The organism is Elusimicrobiaceae bacterium (assembly GCA_017528825.1).
Classification (GTDB): Bacteria; Elusimicrobiota; Elusimicrobia; order Elusimicrobiales; family Elusimicrobiaceae; genus Avelusimicrobium.
In genome coordinates, this window is record JAFXOI010000035.1 from 80,474 (window position 1) to 101,198 (window position 20,725).

The 20,725-nt window shown below is 44.1% G+C and carries 24 protein-coding genes; 3 read left to right on the top strand and 21 right to left on the bottom strand.

Annotated features, from left to right (window positions below; genetic code table 11):
- Positions 1-29: 29 nt before the first annotated feature.
- The 3 genes from IKN49_06435 to plsY are packed head-to-tail and all read right to left on the bottom strand — an operon-like array spanning position 30 to position 1,921.
- Complete coding sequence (locus tag IKN49_06435) at positions 30-293, bottom strand: HU family DNA-binding protein (protein MBR3632672.1); 264 nt, start codon at positions 291-293, stop codon at positions 30-32.
- Between the two features lie 9 nt (positions 294-302).
- Positions 303-1,307 carry an NAD(P)-dependent glycerol-3-phosphate dehydrogenase gene (locus IKN49_06440; protein ID MBR3632673.1) on the bottom strand — a complete coding sequence of 335 codons (1,005 nt, stop codon included), beginning with the start codon at positions 1,305-1,307 and terminating at the stop codon, positions 303-305.
- 2 nt (positions 1,308-1,309) lie between these two features.
- Complete coding sequence (gene plsY, locus IKN49_06445) at positions 1,310-1,921, bottom strand: glycerol-3-phosphate 1-O-acyltransferase PlsY (GenBank protein MBR3632674.1); 612 nt, start codon at positions 1,919-1,921, stop codon at positions 1,310-1,312.
- 121 nt (positions 1,922-2,042) lie between these two features.
- Here plsY and IKN49_06450 point away from each other — a divergent pair, with 121 nt between their 5' ends.
- Positions 2,043-3,014, top strand: coding sequence for a trypsin-like serine protease (locus IKN49_06450; GenBank protein ID MBR3632675.1), 972 nt, complete (start codon positions 2,043-2,045; stop codon positions 3,012-3,014).
- Between the two features lie 16 nt (positions 3,015-3,030).
- Here the strand turns inward: IKN49_06450 and miaA are convergent, their stop codons facing one another.
- From miaA to IKN49_06540, 18 genes are all read right to left on the bottom strand, one after another.
- Complete coding sequence (gene miaA, locus IKN49_06455) at positions 3,031-3,978, bottom strand: tRNA (adenosine(37)-N6)-dimethylallyltransferase MiaA (GenBank protein ID MBR3632676.1); 948 nt, start codon at positions 3,976-3,978, stop codon at positions 3,031-3,033.
- A gap of 94 nt (positions 3,979-4,072) precedes the next feature.
- Positions 4,073-4,534 carry a PilZ domain-containing protein gene (locus IKN49_06460; GenBank protein MBR3632677.1) on the bottom strand — a complete coding sequence of 154 codons (462 nt, stop codon included), beginning with the start codon at positions 4,532-4,534 and terminating at the stop codon, positions 4,073-4,075.
- A 1-nt stretch (position 4,535) separates the two neighbouring features.
- Positions 4,536-5,759: a tRNA (N6-isopentenyl adenosine(37)-C2)-methylthiotransferase MiaB gene (gene miaB / locus IKN49_06465; protein ID MBR3632678.1), complete on the bottom strand. Its 1,224-nt coding sequence runs from the start codon at positions 5,757-5,759 to the stop codon at positions 4,536-4,538.
- Positions 5,760-5,804: 45 nt separating this feature from the next.
- Complete coding sequence (locus tag IKN49_06470) at positions 5,805-6,680, bottom strand: hypothetical protein (protein ID MBR3632679.1); 876 nt, start codon at positions 6,678-6,680, stop codon at positions 5,805-5,807.
- Positions 6,677-7,471: a hypothetical protein gene (locus IKN49_06475; protein MBR3632680.1), complete on the bottom strand. Its 795-nt coding sequence runs from the start codon at positions 7,469-7,471 to the stop codon at positions 6,677-6,679. Before IKN49_06475 ends, IKN49_06470 begins: the two co-directional genes overlap by 4 nt.
- A gap of 22 nt (positions 7,472-7,493) precedes the next feature.
- Entirely contained in the window at positions 7,494-7,940 is a 447-nt protein-coding gene (rpiB, locus tag IKN49_06480) for a ribose 5-phosphate isomerase B (protein ID MBR3632681.1), read from the bottom strand.
- Positions 7,941-7,948: 8 nt separating this feature from the next.
- Entirely contained in the window at positions 7,949-8,506 is a 558-nt protein-coding gene (locus IKN49_06485) for a D-sedoheptulose 7-phosphate isomerase (protein MBR3632682.1), read from the bottom strand.
- A gap of 14 nt (positions 8,507-8,520) precedes the next feature.
- Complete coding sequence (locus IKN49_06490; protein MBR3632683.1) at positions 8,521-9,243, bottom strand: hypothetical protein; 723 nt, start codon at positions 9,241-9,243, stop codon at positions 8,521-8,523.
- Positions 9,240-11,075 (bottom strand): protein BatD, encoded by a 1,836-nt coding sequence (locus tag IKN49_06495; protein ID MBR3632684.1) that lies wholly within the window; start codon positions 11,073-11,075, stop codon positions 9,240-9,242. Before IKN49_06495 ends, IKN49_06490 begins: the two co-directional genes overlap by 4 nt.
- Entirely contained in the window at positions 11,075-11,701 is a 627-nt protein-coding gene (locus IKN49_06500; protein MBR3632685.1) for a tetratricopeptide repeat protein, read from the bottom strand. The genes IKN49_06495 and IKN49_06500 overlap by 1 nt, the downstream gene beginning before the upstream one ends.
- 40 nt (positions 11,702-11,741) lie before the next feature.
- Positions 11,742-12,788 carry a VWA domain-containing protein gene (locus tag IKN49_06505; GenBank protein MBR3632686.1) on the bottom strand — a complete coding sequence of 349 codons (1,047 nt, stop codon included), beginning with the start codon at positions 12,786-12,788 and terminating at the stop codon, positions 11,742-11,744.
- Between the two features lies 1 nt (position 12,789).
- Positions 12,790-13,917, bottom strand: coding sequence for a VWA domain-containing protein (locus IKN49_06510; GenBank protein MBR3632687.1), 1,128 nt, complete (start codon positions 13,915-13,917; stop codon positions 12,790-12,792).
- The gene (locus tag IKN49_06515) at positions 13,917-14,825 is read right to left on the bottom strand and encodes a hypothetical protein (protein ID MBR3632688.1); all 909 of its coding nucleotides are present in this window, start codon (positions 14,823-14,825) and stop codon (positions 13,917-13,919) included. The genes IKN49_06510 and IKN49_06515 overlap by 1 nt, the downstream gene beginning before the upstream one ends.
- Entirely contained in the window at positions 14,822-15,712 is an 891-nt protein-coding gene (locus IKN49_06520) for a DUF58 domain-containing protein (protein ID MBR3632689.1), read from the bottom strand. The genes IKN49_06515 and IKN49_06520 overlap by 4 nt, the downstream gene beginning before the upstream one ends.
- A gap of 26 nt (positions 15,713-15,738) precedes the next feature.
- On the bottom strand, positions 15,739-16,722 hold the full coding sequence (locus IKN49_06525) for a MoxR family ATPase (protein ID MBR3632690.1): 984 nt from the start codon (positions 16,720-16,722) through the stop codon (positions 15,739-15,741).
- A gap of 83 nt (positions 16,723-16,805) precedes the next feature.
- The gene (locus IKN49_06530) at positions 16,806-17,450 is read right to left on the bottom strand and encodes a hypothetical protein (protein ID MBR3632691.1); all 645 of its coding nucleotides are present in this window, start codon (positions 17,448-17,450) and stop codon (positions 16,806-16,808) included.
- A gap of 74 nt (positions 17,451-17,524) precedes the next feature.
- Positions 17,525-18,319: a polysaccharide deacetylase family protein gene (locus IKN49_06535; protein ID MBR3632692.1), complete on the bottom strand. Its 795-nt coding sequence runs from the start codon at positions 18,317-18,319 to the stop codon at positions 17,525-17,527.
- Positions 18,316-19,080 (bottom strand): glycosyltransferase family 2 protein, encoded by a 765-nt coding sequence (locus tag IKN49_06540; protein MBR3632693.1) that lies wholly within the window; start codon positions 19,078-19,080, stop codon positions 18,316-18,318. Before IKN49_06540 ends, IKN49_06535 begins: the two co-directional genes overlap by 4 nt.
- 127 nt (positions 19,081-19,207) lie before the next feature.
- Between IKN49_06540 and IKN49_06545 the strand changes: the two genes are divergently transcribed.
- Both IKN49_06545 and IKN49_06550 read left to right on the top strand, forming a co-directional pair.
- On the top strand, positions 19,208-20,458 hold the full coding sequence (locus IKN49_06545; protein ID MBR3632694.1) for an MFS transporter: 1,251 nt from the start codon (positions 19,208-19,210) through the stop codon (positions 20,456-20,458).
- Positions 20,459-20,505: 47 nt separating this feature from the next.
- The gene (locus IKN49_06550; GenBank protein MBR3632695.1) at positions 20,506-20,724 is read left to right on the top strand and encodes a hypothetical protein; all 219 of its coding nucleotides are present in this window, start codon (positions 20,506-20,508) and stop codon (positions 20,722-20,724) included.
- Position 20,725: the final 1 nt, after the last annotated feature.

Here is a 20,725-nt window from a genome sequence, read left to right on the forward strand (position 1 = left end):
TAAATACCCCCGGAAACACCGGGGGATATTTATTTCTTCAATAAATTGGGGGAGGCTTTGAAACGGACTTTTTTCTTTTCACCCACTTGTACTTTTTCAAAGGTTTTGGGGTTATGGCGCGTAACAGGGCGGGCTGTTTTCAAATGAAAAGTTCCGAAGTTGCTGATAACTACCTTACCGTCACGTTTCAAACCGTGTTTAATGATTTCAAATACTTTATCTACGGAAATCTTGGCTTGTTTTTTATCTAACACGTGGCGGGTTAAATGGCGCACTACATCATCTTTATTCATATCTTATCCTTATTTGTTACCGCGGTGAATAAAACCCATTGCATGCAAGAGTACATGGGGTTGAGCCCCTTGGCAAACAATTTGCCAAATGGCATTAATGATGGGGGTGTTTAAGTTGTTTTTGCGAGCGATATCGTAGACACTTTGTACGGAGTTGACCCCTTCGGCAATAGTGCCTACTTCTTTTTTCGCTTCTTCCAAAGAGAGGCCTGCCCCCAGTTTTTCACCTAAACGGCGGTTGCGGGAAATGGCAGACATACATGTTAAAATGGCATCTCCAAAGCCGGCTAAACTGTACACGGTTTCGGCTTGTCCGCCTTGGCTGACCAGTACGGCGGCCATTTCTTGCAAAGCTTGGGTGATTAGAGCAGCTTTTGCATTGGCCCCATCTCCGATTCCGTCAATTACACCGGCACCGATGGCTAAGACATTTTTAATAGCTCCGCCGTATTCTACGCCGCGGCGGTCTGTAGCCGGCACCATGATAATGGGATCGGCATCAAAAACAGTGGCAATGTGTTTAACCAGCTCACTATTAGCTCCGGCGAGCATAATTTTTGTGGGTACATTTTGCGCTACTTCCAACGCAAAACTCGGCCCGCTGAAAGCCAGTACATGATCTTTGAGTTGCGGGACTTCTTCTTCAATAATTTCACAAATCGTTTTGAAAGATTTATCTTCAATGCCTTTGGAGGCACTGACTACGGGAATTACTTTTCCGTTTAAGAGCGGTTTTAATTGTTCTCGGCAAAAATTGCGAATAGCTTTGGAAGAAATAACGAAAATAATCAAATCTGTATTTTGCAACGCTTCTGCAACATTACCGGTCAGACGGATATTGTCGTGTATTTTGAAGTTAGGGATATTTGGATGACGCCCCATGGTGCGTAACACATTGAGTAATTGCTCATTATATTCCCATAAACGCACCTGATAGCCGCGTTTAGCGACGTGTTGAGCAATCACGCTACCCCAAATCCCTGCTCCAAAAACCGTTACGTTTTGTATATTCATGATTATCTTTTTTTAGCGCCGTCTTCAAACATCAGTTCTTTTTTAGCCAGTAAGCGTTTGATGTTGGGGATGTGTTTATAAATGACTAACAATCCAATGGCCGTTACCATAATGTTCACCGCCAGCGGGTGTTTCCCGATAAAGAAACTGGCTACCGGTAATACCACACAAGCCACAATAGACCCAATGGATATGCGTCCCCATAAAGCTACACAGATCACAAAGGCAACGAAAGCGAGTGCCGTCGGAATAGGCAACATAGCGGCAAATACCCCACAAGAAGTGGCTACGCCTTTACCGCCGCGGAATTTTAGGTAAATCGTCCACATATGTCCCAAAATGGCGATGGTTCCGCATAAGATAGCCGGCCAATATAAACCGGGAAATAAATGCAAGGCTAATGCGGTAGGAATAAAACCTTTCATCCCATCTACTAAGAAAGTGCAAATACCCGCCCATTTGCCGACGGTGCGGTACACATTCGCAGCACCGGGGTTTCCGGAACCGTGCTGACGGATATCAATACCCATAGTTTTACGGGCAATCAGGTAGCCGGTGGGGATGGCTCCCAGTAAATAACTAAAAACGGCAAGTAAAATCACTTTTGTGGTCATATATTTATTATATAAAGTTTAAGCAGATGCGCAAACTAAAAATATAAAAGAAATATAAAAAACTGGCTAAAATGTGTTTTTTTATATACACTAATAAGAAAGGATATAAAGGGAGATTTTTATGAAAAGAATGATAGTCTTATTACTATGTGCCCTATCTACTGTTGCCATGGCGAAAGGACCCGAAGGTTTTTTTGCGGAAGATTTTGCGAATCAAAATGTTATTTTTATCAATGATAAACTATGCCAAGCAACCCGAATTGCACCCAATTGGTACTTAACGGCGGCGCATTGTTTGGTTCCGTTATGTGACCAGTCTTGCAGAATTACTTTTCAAATGCTAACCGGGGAATTAAGAGTAGCGGCTGTGGTAAATCATAGCCGGTCTGATAAGCATGTGTTTGTGCATAATAATTATCAGCCGAATACTGATAAAGCCATGCGTCATGATATCGCTTTAATTCATTTTACTCCTTCGGAGAAAGATTGGTTCAGAGAAACTGCTTCCGGAGAAATATTAAACCAAAAAGAATTTATTGAGAAGTTAAATTTACCCGACTATCAAGAATCGCTAAGTAAATGGCAATCTTTAACAAACGCACATCCCAAATTGTTACGGGTAGGTAATTTGGAAAGTCGTCGTATTCTGCAACCGGTAGCGGTACCCGATCTTCGCCAAGGAGAGGGTATATACTTCAAACAAAGTCAGCCCGGTGATTTTTATTATTCCGATCAACTACGCTATTTTATTGGTAAAAATTTCGGGGTCGATCACGGTATGAGTGGTTCTGCAGTGGTGATACCGGGCGGAGATATCATTGGCGTTGTATCAAGTAATGTAAAAGAAACGGGCAGTTTGAGGACATATAACGAAGAAGATGAGTCGGTGGGGGAAATTCCTTTTTCGACCGATTTCTTTGTATTTACACCTATTAATCGGAAAAATGCTGATTTTATTCAAAAGACGATCCGTTCCTTTCATGAACATGGCAATAAAGTAGAAATAGACAAGTTAAAATCTTCCGAATCCGAAGTTGTAAAAGATGATGTGGAATATATGCTGGCCGTGCTGAGTGTAAATCCGGAGAAATGATAAAAGCCTATTGCGGCTAGTTTGCACTCGTTTGGTAAGCCTGTAGAATCTGGGAAGAGAGTCTGTTTACATCCCAATCTTTTTCTTGTTGTAAATTGATTTTATAAGATGCTGTATATCGATTAAACCAAGTACGCTGTCGTTTGGCATATTGGCGCGTGCATATACAGATTTTTTCAAACGTTTCGTCACGACTGGCTTTTCCTTCTAACCAATCCAGCACTTGCGGGTAACCCAAACTCTTTAGCGCAGGCGTATCGGGCGCAAAACCTTGTGATAATAAGTGTTTGGTTTCTTCTGCCATTGGGTCGAGCATGGTTTTTGTTCTTTGGGCAATGCGCTGTTGTAAAAGCTCTTTATCCCAGTTGAGATACACGAGGAAAGCCTTGTCTGACGGAAAATCTTGATAAAATACGCCGCTGCGTAGTGCGGAAGCGGGTTTACCGGTTAAAAGTGTAATTTCCAACGCACGCATCACCCGTTGTATATTGCCCGCTGGAATTTGAGCCGCTGAAACGGGATCCTTCTCTTGCAAGCGTGCATGCAGGGCTCTTTTCCCGTGCAGGGTTGCCCATTGGGTAAGCTCATTTCGCAACTTAGCAGAACTGGGGGGGAGCGGGTCCATCCCTACAAAAAATGCATGTAAATACATACCCGTACCGCCGGCAAAAATGAACGGTTTTTCTGGAAAATGGGATAATAAAGCGCGTGCTTTTGTGCAAAAAGAAGCGGCATCAAAAATTTGATCCGGCGGTAAAAAGTCTACCAAGTGATAAGGAATTTGCTCCACAAAATACGTATCGTTTTGCCATTGCCCGACAGGCTTAGCGGTTCCAACGGTTAATTGTTGGTAAACTTGACGGGAATCGGCCGAAATGATTTCCGTTTTAAGGCAACGGGCCAGTGTTATTGCCAGTTCCGTTTTTCCGCTTGCGGTAGGGCCAATAAGGACGATGGGTTTCATGTTTATATTGTAATAAATTACAGTTTATAACGATATTTTTTTGAGAACTATACATAAAAAAGCCCGCCGAAGCGGGCTTGTAAAACGAGGGCGTTTAATCAAATAACGTTTCGTCTTTCTGAATTTTATTGCAGATACGGCAAGCCTTACAATTCTCTACGCATACTTCCGGTAAGCGTAGCAAAATGCGCGTATCACAATCGTTAAAATCATCAGCCATAGCGCTGATAGCGGCGGCATTTTCCGGTTTCATGTTCGTAAATTCAATACCCACGGTGTACACATTTTCTTTTTGCTTGACCCAAGCCATACGTGCCTGAATTTCCATTTTGGCCATGCCCGGTAATTGTAAGCTAATAGAAAAGGTTTCGGCCATCGGAGCACCTAAGAAACTAATCATGCGCATACCCGAAGCAGACAAATCGGCTAAAATAGCCACCAAAGAGGTTTCTTTACCATCGCTGGTTTTATAAAACAAATTTACCGGTTCAATTAAATTACTAATGACCGGCATGCGGCGATGTTTTCTTTTTTCTTCAAAGTTTGGTTTGTTCATATTAATCCCTCGTAAAAAGTAAAGTTCCGTCTGATTTTTCTATATCGCTTTTTATAACCTTTCCTACAGTATAGCTTTTTTTGGTCTGAACCCAAAAATTATCTGAACTACGGCCTTTGTTTTCCGTTTCCATCAATACTTCTTTTACGGTGCCTACTTGCTGCTTATAAGCAGTTTCGGCCAAGCCTCTTACTTTATTTAACAAAATATCTAACCTTTGTTCCAATACTTTTTCAGTTAATAACGGCAATTGAGCCGCAGGTGTGCCTTGGCGCGGGGAGTATTTGAAACAATAAGCCGTCGCAAAACCGGCTTGTTCTACTAAGGAAAGAGTCTGCTGAAAATCTTGCTCCGTTTCCGTAGGAAACCCGACAATTAAATCGGTGCTGATAGAGAAGCCGAGTTTTTTCAAGGCGGCAATTTTTTCTAAATATAATTCCCGCGTATAACCGCGTTTCATTTCTTGCAAAACCTTGCTAGAGCCGCTTTGTGCCGGCAAATGAATGTGTCGTGCAATTTTGGGCTGTGCAGATACTGCTTGCAAAAAGGACGGGGTAATAAAAGCCGGATGAGGGCTGACAAAACGAACCCGTTGTACACCGGGGACTTCGGCTACTTTTAATAATAAATCGGCAAACGTATTTTCTTTTTCTTGCCATGCATTGACGGTCTGTCCCAGTAAGGTGATTTCAGGGTATCCCTGCGCTACTTTTTGTTCTACTTGTTTTAAGATGTGAGTTGCCGGTAAACACTCGATGGGTCCGCGTACCGTGGGTACAATACAATAGGTGCAGGCAAAGTTACAACCGCGCATAATGGTAACATATCCCGTAATACCACGCGCGGGAGTAGGCTCACCGGGAGCTAAGGTAAAGCCATGTTTATCGAGTAATTGAGAAAACTGATCTATTTCTCGTGCTCCGGAAACTAAATCTAAGAAAGGAAATATTTTCTTGAGTTGATTGCCCAAACGTTGCGCCGCACAACCGGCAAAAATAATACGTCTACCGGTTTTTTCTTCTTTCCAATGACGCAGACGGCCTAGAAAAGAAAGAGCGCGGTGCTCGGCATGGTCACGCACGGTACAAGTATTAATGAGTACAAGATCGGCGTTTTCCAGATGCTCTGTTTGTTGATAACCGCGGGCAAACAAATGAGAGGCCATTTCTTCCGAATCGGCCAAGTTCATTTGACAGCCATAAGTTTGGACAAAAAGTTTTTTCATGGCAATAAAAAGGCAGCGTAGTGACGCCGCCTTATGTAACAAGTGTTAGAACAATTGTTTCAATTGGTCAATCGCATTGGCGACCGGTTGTTTCAAATGCAGTTTAATGACGCGGCGTCCTTTGTTTTCCAGTGCCTGGAAATCTCCCAGCGCCTGTGCATTACACAATTGGCCGAAAGTATAATTCTGCCCGGGGATAGAGATGTCATTGACTGGATCAGCCGACAGGATTAAAAACACCCCATTGTTGCCGTCTCCCTTGTGCAGTTGGCCGCTAGAGTGCAAATAACGCGGACCAAATCCGAACAAAACAGCCCGTTTGGTACGTTGCAATATCTTATCGCGTAAACCTTCTAACGCTGCTTGGTTTTCCTCAGAGGGCCATAAATACGGCAAGATAGCGATATAATCATTGCTTTCCAAGAGTGAATAAAAATCTTGAGCCAAAGAACTGAGTTTGATTTCGTCTTTCAAATCTTTAGAAACCAAAAGCTCGGCGGTCACTTCTGCCGGGATATCTCCCTGAGCCAATTTGGCCAGAACATTTTTAGTCAAGGTTTTAGCTTCTTGTACATTGGGCTGGTCAAAAGGATCAATCGCTAAAATAGCACCGGCTGCGGCGGTGGCAATTTCCCACAATAAATACATGGCTCCCAGTTGGTATTTATCCTCTAAATGCAAGGTAAACATCGGAAATCCGCGTTCGGACAGTTCATTTGCAATATCATGTACTCGTTTATTATCATCAGTGTCCGTAGCTAAATACACAAAGAAACGATCTTCGCGGTAGTCAAAATTGCGGTGCAGAGTTTCTCCTACCACCGGCACGATTCCTTTGCTTTCTTTTCCGGTAGATTCTGCTACGAGTTGTTCTGCCCATAGACCGAAGGTGGCTATTTCTTTAGGTGCCAAAATAGTCATTTTGTCCTGTTGTGGTTGGCATAGCAGACACCCATATAAGCGCCTAAACGTAGCGCAGCATTTTCTTTTTCGTTCGCTTCCGGCCCGAAAGAAACGGCGGCTTGTTTAGCTAAGGAAAGTATTTTTTCCACGTCAATGCCCATCAGTGCGGCCGGCACAATACCGAAGAAAGACAAGGCGGAGAAACGGCCGCCGATATCGGACGGGTTGGTAAATACTTTGCGGAATTGATATTCCGCGGCTAATTTTTGCAACCCGGTATTAGCATCGGTAATAGCAATAAAGTTCTTGCCCGGCTCTTTGATTCCGGCTTGTTTTACCTCGTTATAAAAATAGGCAAATTGAGAGGAGGGTTCTACCGTTCCGCCGGATTTGCTGGCAAAGATAAATAAAGTTTCTGCCGGGTTAATTTTGCCGCGGGCAGCAGCTATCCAATCCGGATTGGTGGTATCTAACACCAACAACTCCGGCCAGCCGCCTTGTTTGCCAAAAACCGTGCGGAACACTTCCGGCGCCAAGCTGCTTCCACCCATTCCCATGACTACGCAATACTTATATTCTTGTTTAATTTCTTTGGCAAAAGCAACTACCTCTTCCAGGTGTTCCAACGTCCAGTCATATACCTTTTGCCACCCTAAAAATTTAGGAATAAATTCCATGTGTTCCGGGTCATGTTTCCACAAAGTGGGATCTTTGGCCCAGAACTTCTTATTAAAATTTAAGTTTTCTAATTTGATTAATCCTTCACGGGTAATTCCTTCAGCCAGGGGATTGAGCTTCATTTTTATCATGGTTTTTGTCCTTTCTACAAGTTTAAAAATTTTTCTCTAACGCTTCTATTTTTTCAAATCGTTTCTTATAATTTCCGGTATTAAAATATCGGGCATCTAAAAATTCTTTGACGAGCACCGGAGCAACTTCTTTGCCAATCACTAATGCTCCCAAACATAAAGCATTCATATTGTCATGTTCAACGCCCTGACGTGCAGAATAAGCATCGTGGCAGACGCAGGCATACACGTGCGGAATTTTGTTGGCCGCGATACACATACCGATTCCGCTTCCGCAAATGAGTATAGCTCGATCCGCTTGACCGCTGATAAGTAAGGAAGCCGCTTTTTGGGCGTAATCAGGGAAATCTACCCGCCGGCATACATGGGTACCGCAGTCAATGACGTCGTGTCCCAAAGCGGTGATGGTGTTTAATACCGTTTCTTTTAATTCAAATCCTGCATGGTCACAAGCAACAGCTACTCTCATATTATCTCCTAAAATGCTTGATCTACTAAATCACACACTACATGCCCAATAAAAATGTGACATTCTTGCACGTGAGGGGTGTTTTGGCACGCCACCACCAAAGGTAAATCCACTTTATTTTTGATAGAGCCCCCGTCTTTCCCTAATAGAGCGGCCGTAAAGCAACCGCGTTTCTTGGCCAGTTCCAATGCTAACTCTACGTTTTTACTGTTACCGGAGGTGGAGATCCCAATTACCACATCTCCCTGACGGGCAAAACCATCAATTTGCCGAGAGAACACTTGATCATATCCATAATCATTTCCGACGGCAGTAACCGTAGAAGTGTTTGTGTTTAGAGCCAAAGCCGGAAAAGAGCGACGTTCTTTTTTGAAGCGTCCTACAAATTCTGCCGCGATATGTTGGGCATCCCCGGCACTGCCACCGTTTCCCATTAAAATGACCTGATTACCGCGCTTAAAAGCGGCAATAATTTGCTGGGCCAACTGCTCGGCTTGTGAAGCTAAATGCTCTTTCACATAAGTTACAGCTTCAATTAATTCATCGGCTTGTTTTTCTAAAAACATATGCTCTCTCTCTCTTAAATTTTTTCTAGTACACTATCCTCTACCCATCCCTTAATTCCCTGGGAAAGGATAACTACTTCCTGCCATTTGTCTCGGCTATCTTGTAGCAGTACCAAATGGCCTTGAGCCACGTTAGCACTGGCCGGGAAACTGGTGCCCGGGCCACTGCGCAGTTCCGCAACCGGTGCGGCTACCACAGCCAGTGGGCGGGTTTCTAACTTAAAGCGACCTACATACCAACCGGTGCTTACCAACAGGCAAGCTAACAAAGTCCACACGGCCCATCCGGCCCGTCGTTTCCAACACCAAAACGCGGTTACCAGACAGAATGCCCAAATACACACAAAACACAAGCCCTTTAATTCCGACAATGTGAGGCTGAAAAAAGCCTTGTGCAATATAACAGGCATACCGGCCGGGACTAAACGCTCTCCGCTATGTTGCAGGGCTAGTTGCAAATTATGACGGATGTCCGCATCCCGCGGGGACAATCGAAAAGCTCTGTAATAATTCGCTACGGCTAACCCTTTGGTTCCCATTTTGAAATAACAATTTCCTATATTGTAGTAAAGAAAAGGGTCATTTGGGTAGGTACGTAGTAGTTCTTCATATTCGCCTAAGGCAGAAGCAAAGTGTCCCTGGCGATAAAAATCGTCTGCCTGTTGTAGGCTGGCTGCCTGCAAGGCGCTAGCATAGGTCAAAACGAAAAAGAGAAAAGCAAAAATATATTTCTTCATATGTGTTTTTCCTTATCCATAGCTTTCATGAGCTCTAAGGCTTGTTGTGCCAAATTTTGTGTGCTTTGGCCTTGTAGTGCGACCGGGGCAAATCGTACCACGTCTAATTGTTGCCACAGTGCCGCAAAACGTTGGATGAGCTCTTCGGAACACCCCTTTTGTTTGAGGGCTTTCTCGATATCACGTAAGGGCAGACTGGCAGTAGATATGTGGTAGGTAAGTTGCAGGTATAATGATAATGCATCTGCCACGGTTTCTTCTGTATAAGCCTTTTTTAAGTTATGGCGTGCTTTCGCCAAAGCGCGTTTGCTGGCAAGGGTGTTTTTATCTGCCAGTGCAAAACCGGCGGCCACTAATAATAAGGCCAAGAAAAGATAACATAACCACCATAAGTTAGCCACTTGCCGCAAGAAAGAATTTTGTTTTTCTGCCAAGGTGGATTTTAAGTAATGAATATCTTGTCCAAGCTCTTGAAACCCGTTTCCTAAATCGGTTTGAGAAGTAAAATCAAATCCTGTATCCGTTTTAGATGAAGGAGTGACTTCCAGTTCTAACGGTTGCGTGTTCAGCGTTAAGTATTGTTTTTTGGCAGGATCATAGTAGCTCCAAGACAAAGGAGGGATCAAGTAATTGCCGGAGGACAAAGGAACTAATACGGTCTTGAAAATTTTATAACTTTTTAAGGTCCCGTTAGAGGGTACAGCTCCGGAAGTGGTGACCACATCGTATGTTTTGAATCCGGCTATTTGGGGCAATTTCAAATCTTCTGTTGCCTTCAAATTGCCGTCTCCATTTACTTTTACCGTAAGGTTTACGGCATCGCCGGCTTCCACTTGGCTGCGGTCGATCTCGGCCGAGATATGATAACTGCTACCTACTGCGCCGTAGAAACTCTTAGGGCGGTCTTGGGACGGCACAGGACGAATCGTCAGAGAAATGGGGTTAGATTGTACCGTTTGCGGCTCTTGGGAAACGGAAGCAAACATACGGTCAAATAAGGAAAAATCCCGCCTAGATATGGGAATATAAGTAATAGAGGCCGGATTGATTTGAGCGGCCCCACTCATAACTCCGGTAGCGGCGTAGCGGATTTCAATGTAGTCATATAGTTTTCCACTAATGGTTTGCCGTCCTTCCGAGCGGCCCAACTCCTCTACAACTAGGTTATTTAGCGTCGGGGCTGTGTAAGGTGCATTGCCGGAAAAAGGGGCATTATAATAAAAACGGACCGCTAGGGTGAAAGTTTGGTTGGCATAGGGAGATGAATCGCTTACCGCGGCCAACATAAAATAATCTTGAGTCTGACGGCTGGCCCGTATGTACAAATCCCGTTCTAGGGGAGGTAAATCCGTAGGAACCGGCTGTGAGGTGACTGCTGGGCGTGCGGCAGGAGCCTGACGTGTTTGTGCTGTAGTCTGGGGTGCCGGGGTATTTTTCGTATTTGCCTTGGTAGGCGTACGATATACAGTCACTGTAATAGGATCTGTTTGATAGGTTTTATTACCGTAACGTAATGTAATAGGGCCTATTACTGCTTTTCCGGCAAAGCGCGGCAACATCACATACTCGAAGGTGCTAATGGCATGAAAATTATGAATTTGTTTGGAAGTGGAACGGGCATACACGTTAAACGCAGGCAGACTGGGCAACTGAGGAGCCACTAAATCTCCGGCAGATCCGTCCACGGTAACAGTTAAAATCAATTCGTCGTCTAGCGTAAGAGAGGTTTTGTTGACGGAGGCTGTCATGGAAATGCCGTTCGGATCAAAAGCCGCCCACGCCGCTAAGGCGCCCATCATCACACACACTAGACTTAGTATCCACCGTTTCATTACCAATCCTTCTCCACCATTTGTTCGGCGGCCCTGTCAGAGGGGTTGCCGTGTTTGAATTCTTTTTCTTTGGCCATTGACATCACGCGGTCAGCATCCTGTTTGCTCATTTGCCCGTCCTTGGGTTGACTTTCTTGGCTGGACTGCGGTTGTTGGCCTTGCTGATTTTGTTGGTCTTGCTGTTGCTGCTGATTATCCGAAGAATCATTATTATTTTGCTGATTCTGGTCGTTTTGATTCTGATTTTGTTGTTGTTCCTGTAATAATAATTGCAAATTGTGAATAGCTTCTTTATCCTGCGGATTTTTAACAATAGCCTCTTTGTAAGCCTCGATAGCTTTCTGTTTATCTCCCGCTTTATAATAAGCATTTCCTAAATTATACAGCGCATGTTGCGCATATTCGCCCGTTTGCTCGGATGCTTGTTTATATACTTCCTCAGCTTGTGTGTACTCATGCAGCCGGTAATAGGCGTTTCCGGCATTGAACAAGGCCCGCTGGTCTGTAGGATTATTCTTCAAAATATCATGATAGACATGCAGTGCCGAGCCGTATTTTTCATCTTGGTATAATTTACCGCCGCGGCGCAACTGCCCCTGTACTCCGGCTTGAAGGGAGATTGTCATCGTGATTAGTAAGAAAATAAACCCTAATTTTTTCATTCTTCTATTGTACCTTTTTTGTGTTAGCTTCGTTTACTTGGGCTTTGCGCTTAGGAACAAAAGGCAAGCACAAAGAGCCGGCCAAGCATAAAATGGCTAAGAATAACGGAATTTGATAACGGTTTTTATACCCTGCATGCGTAGAGGAAGCCGCACGACTTCTGTCAAGGTTATGCACCGCTTCTTCCACCCGGGCAGCCACTTGGGAAGGATTGGTGTATTTGATATACATACCCTGAGTCGCGGCGGCCAGCTCAGCCAGACTTTTCTCATCCAACTTGGTGATAACCGTTTTTCCGTCTTTATCTTTTTTATATTCCAATACTTTGCCGGAAACATCTATCTTTTGTGGAATTAACTCTCCATCCGGGGTTCCCATTCCGATGGCAATAATCCGAATTCCTTCTTTTTGGGCGATAGTTTGGGCTTCTTTGAGCTCTTCGGGGGTATGGTCTTCACCGTCCGTTAATAAAATGAGACCCTTTTGTCCCGGGTATTTGGACAACATGTGAGCCGCCAATTTGACAGGCGCCGCCAGCGAAGTGCCGGCAGAGGGTAACATGTCGGGTTGTAAGGAAGAAACAAAGTATTTTAATGCTTCATCATCGGTAGTAATGGGACATTGAATGAATGCTTGTGAGGTAAAAGCAATCAAACCAATGCGGTCATTGGGCAGATGAGAAATCAACATGCGTAACATGTTTTTGGCACTTGTCAAACGGTCCGGGTGCAAGTCTCGTGCACGCATAGAGGAAGACACATCTACCGCGATTACCGTTTGGGCAAAATTTCCTTCTGCTTGAATAACTTCTAATCCCCATTGCGGTTTAGCTAGGGCCGCAAATAAGAAAAATAGTCCCAGTACAAATAAAATGAGTTTTAGACGTTGCAAGCGGTTTCCGCCTCCGCTTAAACGGGCAAAAGCATCTGCCTTAAACAAAGCGTGGACAATGTGCTGTTTGCGTTTATTGCCTATCCAGTACACAAAGCCCAGTGCCCCTGCGGTCACCAAAAAGTATAGAAAGTAAATCGGTTGTTCAAATAATTCCATATCAAGGCACCTTAATAAAAATGAATTTTCCCAAAACTACGCCGGCTAGTAACAGACACAGGGCTAAGATTAACAGGGGACGATACGCGTCATTTTGGCTGATCGTGGCAGATTGTGTAAAATCTGTTTTTTCCAGTTCATTAATTTGCTCATATATTTCTTGCAGTTCGTGCTCGTTTTTGGCTCGGTAAAAAGAACCGCCGGTTTCTTTGGCAATGTTCATCAGAAGCCCTTCGTCAATTTCGTCGTCTAAACTGGAAAAGATAGAAGTGCCGGGAGGGCTGGCCGTGGCAATAGTATATACTTTAATTCCGTAAGCGGCCGCGGCTTTGGCAGCCAGTAAAGGGTCTAAGGTGCCGGCATTATTGGATCCGTCCGTTAAGAGCAAAATGATTTTACTTTTAGCAGTACTGTTTTTGAGGTGATTAGCCGCTACTCCCAGAGCGTCTCCGATTGCCGTTAAATTAGGGTCCACAATCCCCAAATATAAGGAGGCCACCAACTCCTGCAAAGCATCATGGTCTAAAGTGAGAGGTGCGGCCAAGGTGGCGTTTTTGGCAAATAAAGTCAAACCGATACGATCATTAAACCGTTTGGCGATAAATTGAATCGCGTTTTTTTGTGCGGCTACAAAACGGTTGGGGTAGAAATCATTGCGGTTCATACTGGCAGAAGCATCCAAAATCATCATGATATCAATCCCTTGCGTGGGGGGTAATTTGGACCTGCTGATAGTGACGGGGCGTGCTAAAGCAATGATGCACAGTACCAGTGCCAGCAGGATGCTAAACGGTACGGCCCAACGAGCCAGCAAAGTAGTTAGGGAAAAAGAGTCCGGTAAAATATCTGTCAACGGATAATTGAGCGGTTTGGTAAATCTATCAGGGATATATAAGTACACGGCCCATAAACCAATAGGCAACAGAAGCAATAGTAAATACCACGGATCCCGCCAGCCGATGATATTGGAGGCAAATTTTTCCAATATCATGCCTCCCAACAGTAATAAAGTCGTACATAAGAACACCCAGACCAGTATTTTCATCCAAACGGCTTGTTTCCAGAAAGCGGATAACAAAATAGACAATATCCATAGCCCTAGCGAGGCCAAAAATAAGTGAGCAAACATTATTTCACCTCCTGTGGGTTTTGGGGAATCGGAGTGGTCTTTTTGACAATACTCTGCAGGGAAAACACGTCATGGTGCATGGTCTCTGCGGAAGGCGTTACCTTAGCAAATTTGACCAAATCAGCTGAATTCAAATAACTGCGCAATAGTTGCAGTACGGGTTCCATTTCCGGCACGGTGCGCGCACGGCGTAACAATTCTGCGGAAGTATCCGAAGAAACATCCAGCCTAAAACGGCGCCAATAATACTCGCGCAGGATATTACCTAGTTCAATATAAAATAACTTGTACTCTGCTTGTTCCCAAATACCGCTCTGTAACAATAACTGTATTTTAGACAGAGCAATTACATCAGCCGGCCGGTTATCCGGTATTTCTTGTGCAAGAGGAGTCTGTTTGCGGGTGTCTTTCCAAAAGCGGCGTGCTACGTAAATAATCAAAATCAGCGTTAGCAGACACAATAGCCACCAGATCCAGTTAGTGGGAATGTAAGGGGGGCGTATATCTCGTAAAGTCTTGTCTTTGAAGTATTGTACCGGTTTTACGGTAATCATTTGCGGCTGGGTGGAAGTGGTAGCCAGTACTTGACCGTCTTTAGTGAGTAATTGAAAATTAACAGCCGTAAAAGTGGAAACCCCCAACGTGAAAGGCAAAACGGTTAAATCGTACGCTACGGTTCCCGGAGATAAAACTTCTTGTGTCTGGTTCGATAAGGTAAATCCTTCGGGGATAGAATCCGTTTCTACTTGTACGGTATAACCGGGAGTATGGGCCAGTTCGATATGCATGTCTATAGGCTGTGCAAAAAGGCCCTCCTGCGGAAGCTGTTGGGCAGTGATGTCTAAACTTTGTGCCCACATCAAGGCGGGGCTGAACAGAAATAACAAATAGAAAATAAATTTTTTCATCGGTGTATTTTCCTAGCACGTTGCTTAAAAAATGAAATGACCGGATCGGCCGCCGGCAAAGCAGGATCTACTGTGATAGTTTCTATCTTAAGCGGTTTGAATAAATCGTTTAGCAGGTGTTGATGAACATCTTGTGTCTTTGTCAGCACACGGTCAACCCCAGCATCTGCCAAAGAAACAAACTTACGTTTTCCCGTTTCCGGATCGCGCAACTCCACACAAGCATGAAGACGCGGAAGTTTCTTTTCCAGTTTATCCTCGATTAAAACAGGAATAAAATCAAATTTCTTGGCTGCCAATTGCAATGGCTTGCTATAAAGTTGCGGATCCTGCAAAAAATCTGAAATGAAGATAAGAATACCCTGGCGTTTTATGACTTTATTTAATGTTGTTAAGGCCAGTGCAATATCTGTACCGGTGCCGGTAGGTTCAAAGGCTACCAGTTCGCGAATTAGACGTAAGATGTGTTTTTTTCCTTTCTTGGGCGGTACAAAGAGTTCTATTTTGTCTGAAAATAGCAGTAATCCTACTTTGTCGCTGTTTTTTAAGGCCGAGAAAGCAAATAAGGCAGCCAGTTCGGCGGCAGTTTCTTGCTTGAATTTTTGACCGGAACCAAAATTCTGTGATGCAGATACATCGCAGGCAATGAGTAGAGTCAGCTCGCGCTCCTCATTGAATTTTTTAACAAAGGGCGTATTACTGCGCGCTGTAACGTTCCAATCGATAGAACGCACGTCATCACCGGGCGTATATTCCCGCACTTCCGCAAACTCAATACCCTGCCCTTTGAACGCGCTCAGATACTCTCCGGCAAAGGTTTCTTCTACCAATTTGCCGGTTTGTATTTCAATCTGCCGAACTTTTTTCAAAATGTCGGAGGTGTCCATGCGCATAGGTTGGCTCCGTGCGTAGATTAGGGTACGTCTACGGCTTCGAAAATTTGTTTGACAATTTGGTCAGAGGTAATGTTTTCGGCCTCCGCTTCATAGGTGAGCAATACACGGTGGCGCAACACATCTAGCCCAATAGCTTTAATATCTTCCGGCGTTACATAGCCGCGCCCGTTTAGGAAGGCATAGGCTTTAGCGGCTTGCGTTAAGAAAATCGTGGCACGCGGGCTGGCCCCGTAAGCAATAAACGAGGACAGCTTATCCAGTTTATAGTCTTTGGGACGGCGGGTAGCAAAAACTAAATCTACGACGTAGTTTTTGATTTTTTCATCTATATAAATCGTGTCTACCACGGCGCGTGCTTTCAAAATCATTTCCGGTGTAACAGAAGTGTTTAACGTAATGTTTTGATGGGAAGCCATACGTTCCAAAATCGTTTTTTCTTCCTCTTTGGTAGGATAGGTAATGAGCACCTTGAGCATAAAGCGGTCTACTTGCGCTTCCGGTAAAGGATAAGTACCTTCCTGTTCGACGGGGTTTTGGGTGGCCAGTACCATAAACGGTGCGGCTAATTTATAGGTTTGCTCCCCAATGGTTACTTGTCGTTCCTGCATGGCTTCTAACAAGGCACTTTGCACTTTAGCGGGGGAACGGTTGATTTCATCAGCCAGTACAAAGTTAGAGAAAATAGGGCCTCTCTTGGGGTAGAACATTCCGTCCTTTGGGTTAAAAATCAAAGTACCGGTGATATCGGCCGGCAATAAATCAGGGGTAAACTGAATGCGTTGAAATTGTGCATGAATGGCGGAGGCGAGCGTTTTGACAGCTAAGGTCTTAGCTAAACCGGGTACGCCTTCAATTAAAATATGTCCGTCTGCCAGTAAAGCTACCAGCATTTTTTCTATTAATCCTTCTTGCCCGACGATAACTTTGCTGACTTCACGTTTCAAATCTTGCAAAAATAAACTTTCCGCTTGTACTTGTTGGTTGAGTGTGGTGATATCCATAACTCCTCCTTTGCCAATTTATTCTCTCTCTATTATAGCTAAAATAGAAAACCTTGCGTAAGGAAAATCTAATTAGAATGGGTTTAACGGCGGAGCAATTTCCAGCCCAGCCGGTGAAGACAGGTGAAAGTAGAAAAGAAAAATACACGCAAAGAGGATCCCGTCAAAGGCCACGCATTGTTGCCATACTTGCGTTGAATGCAAAAATAATAATGTTTGGATATAGTTTGCAGCAGAGCGTGAGTGGGAAGCGTATGTTCCGGCAAAAGCAAACCTTGTACTGTTATCTTGTGATGCTGTAAACGGTTTTTGCTTTCTTCTAGTTGCCACAAAAGTTCTTCTGTAGAAAGCGTATGCAACGGGGCTTGTGTCATCGCCTGGGAAAGTATTTCCACCCGCCCGCTTTTCTGTAAAGTTAAAAGTTGGTCAGCGGTTAATATATTTTTCCAAGGACCGTTTTGATTCCAAGCATCATATTCTCCCATATATTTGACAGGTATGCTGACAGCTGCGCAGGCCTGATATTTTTCCAGCAGAGAGATAAGGGGTTGAAAATAGTATTGATACCCGCCCGCCAGCACTAATAGAAGGGGTCTAGTTGGTAAAGGGTTTTTTAGGGAAGAAGAGGGTAAAAGCGTTTGGAATTGATGTTTTTGCAGGTATTGCAGTAGTTTTTCAAAAGACTTAGCGGAGAAATTATTCTCCGTGATAAGCAATACCGGCAACACGGGTCTTCTTGGTTTAACAAGAGGCCACAGATATAATAGTATCGCTAACGTGACAAAAATAAGTAAATAGAGCATTAGAACCGGCTTTTTCCGCGTGTGATTTGAATGTAGAAATCTCTCATGGTTTCTCCACCGCGCGGAAAAGTGCGTAAAATAGTTTTTTTACCAAGCCACGGCCAGGCATTGATACCCTGTTTGGTGCTGAAATCAAATTCATATCCGGCTTGAAAAATAAGCGGCCGTACGCGCTTATCAAATCCGCCCGAGCCGAACGGATAGCAGAAAGCACGACACGCAACACCTAGTTCTCGTTCGATTTTTTTCTTGCTTTCCTGCAGTTCTTTTAGAATTTCTTCATCAGATAACTGGCGTAAGCGTGCATGGGAGGCCGTATGAGAGCCAAATTCCACCAGTCCGCTTTGTTGCATTTGGCGGGCTTGATCCCACGTTATATAGAGAGGGTCTTTTCCAATTAAATCCGTGATAAGGAAAATAATGGCCGGAATGCGGTGCTTTTGTAACAACGGAAATAAATGGGTAAAATTATTAGCATATCCGTCATCAAAAGTAAACAATACAGGTTTTTGGGGCTTTGCCATTTTGCTGTGGCGGGCTTGGTCTATATCGCGCAAGGTGATAGGGGTAAATCCGTGTTGACGCAATTGTGCAATTTGTTCTTCAAATCGTTGGGGGGAAATGGTAAAAGCGGTTTGCCCGATATCAATGGGCTGCGGTGCAATGTGGTGATACATCAAGGTTAACAAGCCCGTACGGGGTAAACGCCAATACTGCCAACGGTAGCCCCAACGTATCGCTTGAATAATCAGAAATAGTCCTGTAAGTGCAAGTAGGATATACAGGAAAATCATTTAGACAGCCTCTTTTTTTGTTGTAAATGCCATAATTTAATGTATTTTACAAACACATAAAAGGAAGAAAAAGAAGCCCAAATAAAACCGCGCATTCCGTCAAGAAAACCCAATTTGAGCAAATATCGTTTGATAAATTCAAACGGAATAGTAATCAGCACAAACAGCAAATTAAATTTGCGGCCGTTTTTGTGCATTTGCTGGGCGGCTAAAGTGGTGTAACGGTTGAATTTACGAAAATAAAGGTCAATGGTCGGATAAGAGTAATGACAGATAGGAGCGTTTAATTTACCGATGGTACCGTCCACTTTTAGCCCTTCGTGTACAAGGCCACCCTCGTAATGGGCTTTATCGGTGCGAACTAAACGAATATGGCGTTCTTTATTGAGCCCGCTGTGATTCATTTTTTTGCCCAAAAAATAATTGGAAAAAGAAATATCAAATCCGGCATGGGAAGTATGGGCAATTGTTTTTTGGATTTGTTTTTTTAAGCTATCCGATAGGGTTTCATCGGCATCCAAGTTAAGTGCCCACGGGTAATGCACTTTGGAAAGGGCAAAGTTTTTTTGATTGGCAAATCCGTCAAAGGTACGGTGAAATACCTGGGCGCCCAGCCCTTTGGCTATTTGGGCCGTTTTATCTTTGGAGTGGGCATCCACTACAATAATCTCACTTACCAAATCCTTGGCACTTAAAATACATTTGGCAATTTTATTTTCTTCGTTTTTAGCAATAATAAATAAACTAATTCGCTCGGTCACGGCGGGCCTCCATGCTTAGAGTATTGTAGCATATATAAAGGACGATTGTTGTGTTTGTATTTCATACATGCTTTAGGTGTGCGCCTAGCGTATTTTCCCATGGCTTGTAATTTTCTACAATATATCTATGCACCGATATACACGTCGTTCTATGATTTGGCTATCCATGACAAACGGACTATTGTTGTTTGGCTATGGATTGTCGCTTCCTTTTTTTACGATTTACTTAATTAGCCAAAAAGGGCTTTCGGCCGCTATGGCCGGGCTGGTTATCGGTTTATCTGCTTTAAGCCGTAGCATTGCCAGTGCCTTGGCCGGGGAATTGTCGGATGTATTGGGGCGAAAATGTCTGATGCAATGGGGCATTACCTTAGAGGTGGCCGCCATGTTTGGCTTAGCTTTATGTATTGAATATCAAGCACAAACCGGTTGGCTACTATTGTGTTATCTGCTGACTACTTTTTTGGGCGCGGTTTTCCGTCCTGTTTCCAATGCATGGATTACGGATCATGCTTCTTCAAAACAACGAGTAGAAGCGTTTGGTATTATTCGGATCGGCCTAAATACGGGTTGGGCTTTGGGGCCTGCAGTGGGGGGATTTTTGGTGCGCTATTCGTATAGCATGGCCTTCTATTTAACGGCACTTGCCTATTGTTTTACAGTTCTGTGTTTGCAATTCATTATCCCGGAAGACCGGTTAAAAGCGCAAAAACGAGCGCGGCGGCCGCATATGGCGGCACTATTCACGGCTTTGCAAGATAGCCGCTTAGCCAAAATTTGTTTTTATGTATTTTTGATTACAGCCGTCAATGCCCAATTGGTGGTAGGATTATCGGTACATTGTAATCAATATTTGGGGATGCCGGAGTATTATATTGGTTGGTTTTTTACCATTAATGGCTTGGCGACAGTGCTACTGCAATATCCGGCCAGCCGCTGGATAAGCCGCTTTCGTTTATCTACGGGAATGCTAATCGGTTGCGGATTATATGCTTTGGGTTTTGGATCGGTGGGATTTTTTGCCAGTTTTATTCCGATTGCGTGCGGGGTGTTTTTGTCAGCTGCTGGGGAATTAATCGTCAGCCCGGGGGAGCAAACGATGGCTTCCAATATCGCCTCTGCACAGACCCGCGGACGATATTTAGGGCTTGTGATGGTATTTTATAATATGGGCTCATCGGCAGGATTTTTTGTGGCGGGGTGGCTGGGGCAATATGTAGCACCCTATTATTTGCCGGGGCCGTGGTTAATTGTGGGCGCGGTGGCATTGCTAGCCGGTATAGGTTTCTGGCGGTTGCGTTATAGTTTAACGGACCAACAGGACGGTAAATTTAATGTGCCGGTACCCGTGAAAAAAGACACCGTCACTTTGCACTAAAATCGCATTTTTTATATCATATATAAAACCAAGCATAAGGAGAAATTATGAGAGGAATTGTATTTGCCGTTGTGACGTTGATTGCCGCTTGTTTAATTGCCTACGGACTGGAATGGTTGGCCGGTATGTTGCCCGGCGGTTTGCATACCACGTTGGTGCGAGTATATTCTGTAGGAATTCATCCGCTTTCCTTGCATGTTAATATTTGTGGTATTTTGGGCCTGATTTTGGGCTATTTAATCGTTGTCAAATTTATTCGCAAATAAT

Bases quoted from the DNA above. Each gene is read 5' to 3' on its own strand.
- IKN49_06435 (MBR3632672.1), bottom strand. From the start codon at position 293: ATGAATAAAGATGATGTAGTGCGCCATTTAACCCGCCACGTGTTAGAT.
- IKN49_06440 (MBR3632673.1), bottom strand. From the start codon at position 1,307: ATGAATATACAAAACGTAACGGTTTTTGGAGCAGGGATTTGGGGTAGC.
- plsY (MBR3632674.1), bottom strand. From the start codon at position 1,921: ATGACCACAAAAGTGATTTTACTTGCCGTTTTTAGTTATTTACTGGGA.
- IKN49_06450 (MBR3632675.1), top strand. From the start codon at position 2,043: ATGAAAAGAATGATAGTCTTATTACTATGTGCCCTATCTACTGTTGCC.
- miaA (MBR3632676.1), bottom strand. From the start codon at position 3,978: ATGAAACCCATCGTCCTTATTGGCCCTACCGCAAGCGGAAAAACGGAA.
- IKN49_06460 (MBR3632677.1), bottom strand. From the start codon at position 4,534: ATGAACAAACCAAACTTTGAAGAAAAAAGAAAACATCGCCGCATGCCG.
- miaB (MBR3632678.1), bottom strand. From the start codon at position 5,759: ATGAAAAAACTTTTTGTCCAAACTTATGGCTGTCAAATGAACTTGGCC.
- IKN49_06470 (MBR3632679.1), bottom strand. From the start codon at position 6,680: ATGACTATTTTGGCACCTAAAGAAATAGCCACCTTCGGTCTATGGGCA.
- IKN49_06475 (MBR3632680.1), bottom strand. From the start codon at position 7,471: ATGATAAAAATGAAGCTCAATCCCCTGGCTGAAGGAATTACCCGTGAA.
- rpiB (MBR3632681.1), bottom strand. From the start codon at position 7,940: ATGAGAGTAGCTGTTGCTTGTGACCATGCAGGATTTGAATTAAAAGAA.
- IKN49_06485 (MBR3632682.1), bottom strand. From the start codon at position 8,506: ATGTTTTTAGAAAAACAAGCCGATGAATTAATTGAAGCTGTAACTTAT.
- IKN49_06490 (MBR3632683.1), bottom strand. From the start codon at position 9,243: ATGAAGAAATATATTTTTGCTTTTCTCTTTTTCGTTTTGACCTATGCT.
- IKN49_06495 (MBR3632684.1), bottom strand. From the start codon at position 11,075: ATGAAACGGTGGATACTAAGTCTAGTGTGTGTGATGATGGGCGCCTTA.
- IKN49_06500 (MBR3632685.1), bottom strand. From the start codon at position 11,701: ATGACAATCTCCCTTCAAGCCGGAGTACAGGGGCAGTTGCGCCGCGGC.
- IKN49_06505 (MBR3632686.1), bottom strand. From the start codon at position 12,788: ATGGAATTATTTGAACAACCGATTTACTTTCTATACTTTTTGGTGACC.
- IKN49_06510 (MBR3632687.1), bottom strand. From the start codon at position 13,917: ATGTTTGCTCACTTATTTTTGGCCTCGCTAGGGCTATGGATATTGTCT.
- IKN49_06515 (MBR3632688.1), bottom strand. From the start codon at position 14,825: ATGAAAAAATTTATTTTCTATTTGTTATTTCTGTTCAGCCCCGCCTTG.
- IKN49_06520 (MBR3632689.1), bottom strand. From the start codon at position 15,712: ATGGACACCTCCGACATTTTGAAAAAAGTTCGGCAGATTGAAATACAA.
- IKN49_06525 (MBR3632690.1), bottom strand. From the start codon at position 16,722: ATGGATATCACCACACTCAACCAACAAGTACAAGCGGAAAGTTTATTT.
- IKN49_06535 (MBR3632692.1), bottom strand. From the start codon at position 18,319: ATGATTTTCCTGTATATCCTACTTGCACTTACAGGACTATTTCTGATT.
- IKN49_06545 (MBR3632694.1), top strand. From the start codon at position 19,208: ATGCACCGATATACACGTCGTTCTATGATTTGGCTATCCATGACAAAC.
- IKN49_06550 (MBR3632695.1), top strand. From the start codon at position 20,506: ATGAGAGGAATTGTATTTGCCGTTGTGACGTTGATTGCCGCTTGTTTA.